Here is a 7700-nt window from a genome sequence, read left to right on the forward strand (position 1 = left end):
CCCATGCCCCCCGGCTACGGCCAGGTCCCCGGCCAGGGCACCCCTTCCTACGGTGTCCCGCAGTGCGCGCCCCAGGGAGCGGCCGGAGTGGGCGCCGCGCTCCAGAAGTTCAAGGAGGCGCCCACCGGGCAGCGCTGGACCCAGCAGAACCACAAGCTGATCCGCGTCGACCTGGGCGCCGGCGGCCAGCCGGTACTGGCCCGGCAGGGCAGCATGGTGCTCTACCAGGGCAAGGTCGACTTCAGCTACAAGGGCGCCGGAATCACCGGCCGGCTCGTGGGCAACGCGACGGGCCAGGAGATGCAGTTGATGCGCTGCACCGGCCAGGGACAGGTGTTCCTCGCCGACAACTCCACCCACCTCCACCCGGTCGAGCTGCAGGGCGACGCGATCTGCGTCTCCGCCGAGAACGTGCTCGCCTTCGACGAGAGCCTGCAGTACGAGGTCCGCCGTATCGAGGGCCACGGCATCCCCGGTGGCGCGCTGTTCACCATGCAGTTCCAGGGCACCGGCACGCTCGTCGTCAAGACCCACGGCACGCCCGTCGTGCTGCCGGTGACGCCGACGACCTTCGCCGACTGCCACGCGGTGGTCGCCTGGTCGGCCGCCTCACAGGTGATCGTCTCCAGCCAGGTCCGGATGCGCCGCAACGCCTACGCGGGCGACACGGGCGAGAGCGTGAACCTCCAGTTCCGGGGCGCACCCGGCAACTTCATCGTCGTCCAGCCGTACGAGGTCTGAGGGAGCCCGTCATGAACCAGCCGCTCGCGGGCTTCGCCCCCGCACCCGTCACCGCCCGCATGGAGAACCACGGCAGCCACATGCTGAAGGTCGCCATGCAGACCGGCAACGACCTCCTCGCCCGCGTGGGCTCGATGATCGCCTACGAGGGCTTCATCCAGTACGAGCCCAACCCGCCCGCCGTCCGCCAGATCGCCCGCGACTGGATGACCGGCGAGGGCGCCCCGCTGATGAAGTGCTCCGGCGACGGCCTGCTCTACCTCGCCGACTACGGCGCCGACGTGGTCGTGATCAACCTGAACGGCGACGGCATCTCCGTCAACGCCACCAACCTCCTCGCCTTCGACGCGGGCCTCACCTGGGGCGTGGAGCGGGTGAAGGGGCTCGCCAAGTTCGCCGGACAGGGCCTGTGGAACACCAGGATCTCCGGACAGGGCTGGGTCGCGCTGACCTCGCGCGGCACCCCGATCGTGGTGGACTGCGGCGGCGGTGAGGACGAGACGTACGTCGACCCGGACGCGCTCGTGGCGTGGTCCCCGAACCTCAAGGTGAAGGGCAAGCGCAGCTTCAAGGCCCAGTCGCTGATCGGCCGGGGCAGCGGCGAGGCGTACCAGATGGCGTTCTCCGGGCAGGGCATCGTCGTCGTCCAGCCCAGCGAGGACAGCACCGACCGCCTCCGGTTCCGGGGCTGAGGGGGAGCACAGACACCATGCAGAGCCCGCTTTTCGCGCACAACGACTCCCAGACCCAGGAGCGTTGGAGCCTACAGAACGCGCAGATGCTCCGCGTCGCCCTGGAGGGGCACGACGACCTGCTGGCCCGCAAGGGCGCCATGGTCGCCTACCAGGGCCTGGTCGAGTTCGACGCCGAGTACCGCAGCCAGGGCCAGCGCCGGGCGCGGGCCCACACCGGCGAGGGCCTGGACCTGATGCGCTGTCACGGCCAGGGCACCGTCTACCTGGCCAACCTCGCCCAGCACGTCCATCTGCTGGACGTGGAGCAGGAGGGCCTGACCGTGGACAGCTCCTACGTCCTCGCCATGGACTCCTCGCTGCACCACGAGGTCATCGCGGTGGACAGCCTCTACGGCATCTCCGGCTCGGGGAAGTACCAGCTCAACATCACCGGCCGCGGCAAGGTCGCCCTGATGACCTCCGGCACGCCCCTGCTGATGCAGGTCACGCCGGACCGGTACGTCAACTGCGACGCGGACGCCATCGTCGCCTGGTCCACCTCGCTGCGGGTGCAGATGCAGGCCCAGACCCATTCGTCCGGGGTGTGGCGGCGACGCGGCAGTACGGGCGAGGGCTGGGAGCTGAGCTTCATGGGTTCCGGCTTCGCCCTGGTCCAGCCCAGCGAGCTGCTGCCGCCCCAGCACGCGCAGATAGGCGGCGGGGTCGCGGCCCAGTTCGGCATGGGCCAGCAGGGCGCACGCGGGCAGAACCAGGGCAACGTCTGGAGCTGAGCGCGCGTGCGCCGGACGGTGACGCGGCGGACGTGACGAGACGAACGCAAGGGGCGCCCACAGCGGCGGGCGCCCCTTGCGCGTTCGGAGTCTGAACGGGGTGCGGCGCCGAACCCCGTTCAGATCCAGGCTCTCCGCACCGCACCCCGCCTCACAGCCGTGCCCGCGTAGCCTCCAGCAGCCGTACCACCGACTCGTCCGCCACGTCGGCGACCTCGTCGTAGCCGAACCATCGCAGGTCCAGCGACTCGTCGCTGATCGCCTGCTCGGCGCCGGACGGGGCCAGCACCGCGTACTGCACGTCGAGGTGCCAGTTGCAGGGGGCCGGGATCGGGTGCCGGTCCAGCCGGACCGGGCCGCCCGGGAGCAGGGTCAGCCCGGCGATGCCGGACTCCTCCGTCGCCTCGCGCAGGGCCGCGCCCGCCATGGAGATGTCGCCCGGCTCGCAGTGGCCGCCCATCTGGAGCCACATCCGCAGCTTCCTGTGCAGCGTCAGCAGCACCCGGCCGTGCTCCGGGTCGATCACCAGCGCGCTGGCCGTGAGGTGCCCCGCGTCGCAGGACCGCCAGATGCCGTCCGGGTGGGCGGCGAGGTGGGCCTGGTAGGCGTCACGCAGGTCGGGCTGGTCCTCGTACCCCTTGAGCACGAGGACCGCGTCGTCGTACAGGCTCACTCGCTCTTGTCGCCCTTGCCCTCGTCGCCCTCGTCCTTCTTCAGGTCGGGCTTCCCCGCGCCGCCGGCCGCCTCGCCGAGCATCTTGTCCAGCTCGGAGAAGTCCATCTGCTCGCGGTGGACGAAGCCGTCCGGGTCGTCCAGGTCGGTGGCGGTCGGCAGCATGTCCGGGTGGTGCCACAGGTCGTCCCGGCCGTCGACCCCGCGCGCGTCGGTGAGCGAGGCCCACAGGCGGGAGGCGTCGCGCAGCCGGCGCGGGCGCAGCTCCAGACCGATCAGCGTGGCGAAGGTCTGCTCCGCCGGGCCGCCGCTCGCGCGCCGGCGGCGCAGCGTCTCGCGCAGCGCGTCGGCGGAGGACAGGCGCGGCTTCGCGGCCGCGTGGACCACCGCGTCCACCCAGCCCTCGACCAGCGCGAGCGCGGTCTCCAGCCGGGCCAGGGCCGCCTTCTGCTCGGGCGTGTCCTCGGGCTGGAACATGCCCTGCTGCAGCGCGTCCTGAAGCTGCTCGGGGTTCTGCGGGTCGAACTGGCCGACCACGTCCTCCAGCTTGGCGGTGTCGACCTTGATACCGCGCGCGTAGCCCTCGACCGCGCCGAACAGGTGGGAGCGCAGCCACGGCACGTGGGCGAAGAGGCGCTGGTGGGCCGCCTCGCGCAGAGCGAGGTACAGGCGCACCTCCTCCATGGGGATGCCCAGGTCCTTGCCGAACGCCTCCATGTTGACCGGGAGCAGCGCGGCCTTGCCCACCGGTCCCAGCGGCAGACCGATGTCGGTGGAGCCGACGACCTCGCCCGCGAGCACGCCCACGGCCTGCCCGATCTGGGTGCCGAACATGGCGCCGCCCATCGAGCGCATCATGCCGATCAGCGGGCCCGCCATGGCCTGCATCTCCTCCGGCAGGACGTCGCCCATGGCCGCGCCGACCCGCTCGGCGACCGGGTCGACCAGTTCCTTCCAGGCCGGGAGGGTCGCCTCGACCCACTCCGCGCGCGACCAGGCCACGGAGGTGCCGGCGCCGGAGGGCAGCGAGGTGGCGTCGTCCAGCCACAGGTCGGCCAGGCGCACCGCCTCCTGCACCGCGGAGCGCTCGGACGGGCCGACGCTCGCGTCCTTGACGCCGTCCTGGGTGCCCTGGGCGACCGTCTGGCGGGCGATCTGCTTGGCCATGTCCCAGTTCACCGGGCCGCCCTCGTAGGAGAGCATCTGGCCGAGCTGCTGGAACGCCGCGCCCAGGTCATTGGGGTTCAGAGAGCCGAACATCGCGGCGAGCGGATTGTCGGCGCCGGGACCGCCAAAACCCCCGGCTCCCGGCAGACCGCCGAAACCGAACGGGTTGGCCGGCCCCTGCCCACCACCGCTCTGCTGGTCCTTCTTCTTGCCCTCGTCGCCGTCGTCCGGCTCCTCCGGCGGAAGGCCGAATCCGAATGGGGTGTCACTCACGGGGTTCCTCGGCTGGTAAGGCCACCGGTTCTCTCCGGCGGCGCGGCTGCCCGACTTCACCACCCAGCGTAGACACCCGGACCGGATAGGGCCTCGGTGCTTCGCCCACAGATGGGCTGCGGCAGGATGGATGCACCTGGTACGGGCGCGTCGTCCGCGCTCGTACTGAAGACAACCGCTGGAGACGCCCGGTGAGTTCCCCAGATCCGCAGGTTCGCGCAGCGCGAAACCCCTCATCTCCGCCCGCATCGCCCTCGCCCTCGCCCTCGCCCGCGGTGCGTGGACCCGTCGTCGCGGTCACCGGTGCCGCCACCGGGATCGGCGCGCTGCTCACCGAGCGGCTGGCGGCGTCCGAGGAGATCCGGCAGGTGGTGGCCATCGACGAGCGGCGCGGGGAGTGCGCCGAGGCCGAGTGGCACATCCTCGACGTGCGGGACCCGGCGATCGCGGAGAAGCTGCGCGGCGCCGACGTCGTGGTGCACCTCGCGCTCGACCTGGACCTGGGCAGCGACGCGGCCGCCCGCACCGCGTACAACGTGCGCGGCACCCAGACCGTGCTCACCGCCGCGGCCGCCGCCGGGGTGCACCGGGTCGTGCTGTGCACGTCGGCCATGGTCTACGGCGCGTTGCCCGACAACGAGCTGCCGCTGTCGGAGGACGCCGAGCTGCGCGCCACCGCCGAGGCCACCGGGGTCGCCGATCTGCTGGAGATCGAGCGCCTGGCCCGCCGCGCGCCCCGCGCGCACCCCGGTCTCAACGTCACCGTCGTACGCCCCGCCCTGCTGGTCGGCGGCACCGACACCGCGCTGACCCGGTACTTCGAGTCGCCCCGGCTGCTGGTGGTCGCGGACTCCCGCCCCGCCTGGCAGTTCTGCCACGTCGACGACCTGTGCACGGCGCTGGAGTACGCCGTGCTGGAGAAGGTCGACGGGGAACTCGCCGTCGGCTGCGACGGCTGGCTGGAACAGGAGGAGGTCGAGGAGCTGAGCGGCATCCGGCGCATGGAGCTGCCCTCCGCGGTCGCCCTCGGCGCGGCCGCCCGGCTGCACCGGATCGGCCTCACCCCGTCCCCGGCGGGCGACCTGGCGTACACGATGTACCCGTGGGTGGTCAGCGGCAGCCGGCTGCACTCGGCCGGGTGGCGGCCCCGCTGGACCAACGAGGACGTGCTCGCGGAACTGCTGGAGGAGGTCTCCGGCCGGCACACCGTCGCCGGGCGCAGACTCGGCCGCAAGGACGCCACGGCGGCCGGCGCGGCGGGCGCGACCGTGGCGCTGCTCGGCGCGGCCGCGGTGGTCCGCCGGGCCCGCAAGGCGCGCCGCCGCATCTGAGCCGCCGGACCGCCCCGTCCGGCCGAGCACCGCATTCCGCCCCCTCCCCGGTGTGCGGCACCATGGAGACATGGCACTCACGAACGAACACCCCGGTGAGCAGGCGGCCCCCAGCCCCATCATGCTGATCGGCATCCGGGACACCCCCCTCTCGGTGGACGAGGTGTTCGCCGCGCTCGGAGACGAGGCGGCGGGCGGGATCTCGCTGTTCGTGGGCACCGTGCGCAACCACGACGGGGGCGCGGACGTCGACGCCCTGGGCTACTCCTGCCACCCCACCGCCGCCGAGGAGATGCGGCGGGTCGCGGAGAAGGTCGTCGCGGACTACCCGGTGCGCGCCCTGGCCGCCGTCCACCGGGTGGGTGACCTGACGGTCGGCGACCTCGCCGTCGTCGTCGGCGTGGCGTGCCCGCACCGGGCCGAGGCGTTCGAGGCCTGCCGGAAGCTCATCGACGACCTCAAGCACGAGGTGCCCATCTGGAAGCACCAGCGCTTCTCCGACGGCACCGAGGAATGGGTCGGCGCCTGCTGACGGCGGTGACCGGAGCGGTGACGTTCGGCCCATCGGGTGCTCCGGTTGCGTAACCGCCCCCCGCGCGTGAGCGTTGTCCCTGCGAATGGTTAATCTGCTGATCACTCAGTTCGCAGCGGACACTCATGGGGTTGGGAGGTCGGCATGGCGGTCCTCGTCTGGTTGCTGATTCCGTTCATCGCCGCGGTCGCGGCCGGTCTGTGGGGAAGCTGGGCCAACCGGACCCGCAGGACCCGCGGCGACGGGCCGGAACTCGACGGCTACGCGCGCTTCCGCGAGGCCATGGAGCGGTCCCACACAGGCGCTCCCGGCGCCTGACGGGGGTGCCCTGACGGGGCGCCGACACACGTGTCCCGTACTGTCGTGCCATGCCACGCCGTACCGCGACGATGCTCGCGTCCACCCTGATGCTGATCGCGCTGCTCTGCGCGGGAGTGCTCATCCCCGTGCCGTACGCGGAGATGTCGCCGGGGCCGACCGTGAACACGCTCGGGGAGCACGACGGCGAGCCGGTGCTCCAGGTCTCGGGTCACCGCACCTATCCGGCCGACGGCCACCTGAACATGACCACCGTGCGGGTGACCAGCGCGGACTTCCGGATGAACCTGGTCGAGGCGGTCTACGGCTGGCTGGCGCACGACACCAAGGTCGTCCCGCACGACACGCTCTACCCGGACGGCAAGACCGAGCAGCAGTCCACCCAGGAGAACGCCGAGGAGTTCAGCCAGTCCCAGGAGAGCGCCAAGGTCGCCGCCCTGAAGGAGCTGCACATCCCGGTGACGTCCTGGGTGATCGTCTCGACGGTGATCAAGGACTCCCCGGCCGAGGGCCGGCTGCACGCGGGCGACGTGATCAAGGCCGTGGACGGCACCCCGGTCAAGCAGCCGTCCGACGTGGCGAAGCTGGTGACCAAGCACAAGCCGGGCCAGAAGGTGGTCTTCACCGTGGTCCCCGCCAAGGACCAGGCCGCCGCCGAGAAGGCGCACCGGACGGCGACCAGGACGCGGGACGTGACGATCACGACCACCGACTCCGACGACAAGGGCGCCCACCGGGCCATCGTCGGGATCTCCGCCGGAACCGACCACACCTTCCCGTTCACCATCGACATCAAGCTCGCCGACGTCGGCGGCCCCAGCGCCGGCCTGATGTTCTCGCTCGGCATCTACGACAAGCTCACCCCGGGCAGCCTCACCGGCGGCAAGTTCGTCGCGGGCACCGGGACCATCGACGACGACGGCACGGTCGGCCCCATCGGCGGCATCGAGATGAAGACGGTCGGCGCGCGCGCCAAGGGCGCCCAGTACTTCCTCACCCCGGCCGACAACTGCGCCTCCGCCGCCAAGGACACCCCGAGCGGCCTCACCCTGGTCAAGGTGAAGAAGATCGGCGACGCCCTGGACGCCCTCAAGGACATCCGCGAGGGCCGCACCGCCGACCTGCCGAAGTGCACCACCAAGGGCTGAGGCACCGGCAGACACCCCGGCCGAGACAGCCGCCACGCGCGCGGGGGCGCCCC

General features: G+C 72.0%; 9 protein-coding genes. 7 read left to right on the forward strand and 2 right to left on the reverse strand.

The window, feature by feature from the left end:
• The 3 genes from CCN33_RS18580 to CCN33_RS18590 form a co-directional block, all read left to right on the forward strand.
• Positions 1-741, forward strand: a 741-nt coding sequence (locus CCN33_RS18580) for an AIM24 family protein (protein ID WP_140394588.1), incomplete at its 5' end; no start/stop codon positions are given.
• Positions 742-752: 11 nt separating this feature from the next.
• The gene (locus tag CCN33_RS18585) at positions 753-1433 is read left to right on the forward strand and encodes an AIM24 family protein (RefSeq protein ID WP_086694703.1); all 681 of its coding nucleotides are present in this window, start codon (positions 753-755) and stop codon (positions 1431-1433) included.
• A 17-nt stretch (positions 1434-1450) separates the two neighbouring features.
• Positions 1451-2206, forward strand: a complete 756-nt coding sequence (locus tag CCN33_RS18590; RefSeq protein ID WP_086694704.1) for an AIM24 family protein — start codon at positions 1451-1453, stop codon at positions 2204-2206.
• Positions 2207-2357: 151 nt separating this feature from the next.
• Here CCN33_RS18590 and CCN33_RS18595 read toward each other — a convergent pair whose 3' ends face one another.
• Together CCN33_RS18595 and CCN33_RS18600 are read right to left on the reverse strand one after the other, a co-directional pair.
• Positions 2358-2879 (reverse strand): NUDIX hydrolase, encoded by a 522-nt coding sequence (locus tag CCN33_RS18595; RefSeq protein ID WP_086694705.1) that lies wholly within the window; start codon positions 2877-2879, stop codon positions 2358-2360.
• A complete protein-coding gene (locus CCN33_RS18600; protein ID WP_086694706.1) occupies positions 2876-4318 on the reverse strand; it encodes a zinc-dependent metalloprotease in 1443 nt (480 codons plus the stop codon). Before CCN33_RS18600 ends, CCN33_RS18595 begins: the two co-directional genes overlap by 4 nt.
• 191 nt (positions 4319-4509) lie before the next feature.
• Between CCN33_RS18600 and CCN33_RS18605 the strand changes: the two genes are divergently transcribed.
• The 4 genes from CCN33_RS18605 (at position 4510) to CCN33_RS18615 (ending at position 7647) form a co-directional block, all read left to right on the forward strand.
• Complete coding sequence (locus tag CCN33_RS18605) at positions 4510-5649, forward strand: SDR family oxidoreductase (protein ID WP_086694707.1); 1140 nt, start codon at positions 4510-4512, stop codon at positions 5647-5649.
• 70 nt (positions 5650-5719) lie between these two features.
• Positions 5720-6181: a molybdenum cofactor biosynthesis protein MoaE gene (locus CCN33_RS18610; RefSeq protein WP_086694708.1), complete on the forward strand. Its 462-nt coding sequence runs from the start codon at positions 5720-5722 to the stop codon at positions 6179-6181.
• A gap of 144 nt (positions 6182-6325) precedes the next feature.
• The gene (locus CCN33_RS32095) at positions 6326-6499 is read left to right on the forward strand and encodes a hypothetical protein (RefSeq protein ID WP_167387891.1); all 174 of its coding nucleotides are present in this window, start codon (positions 6326-6328) and stop codon (positions 6497-6499) included.
• Positions 6500-6549: 50 nt separating this feature from the next.
• A complete protein-coding gene (locus tag CCN33_RS18615; protein ID WP_086694709.1) occupies positions 6550-7647 on the forward strand; it encodes a YlbL family protein in 1098 nt (365 codons plus the stop codon).
• The last annotated feature ends 53 nt before the right edge of the window (positions 7648-7700 follow it).

The sequence above is a fragment of the Streptomyces recifensis genome (assembly GCF_002154615.1).
Taxonomy (GTDB): domain Bacteria; phylum Actinomycetota; class Actinomycetes; order Streptomycetales; family Streptomycetaceae; genus Streptomyces; species Streptomyces griseoluteus.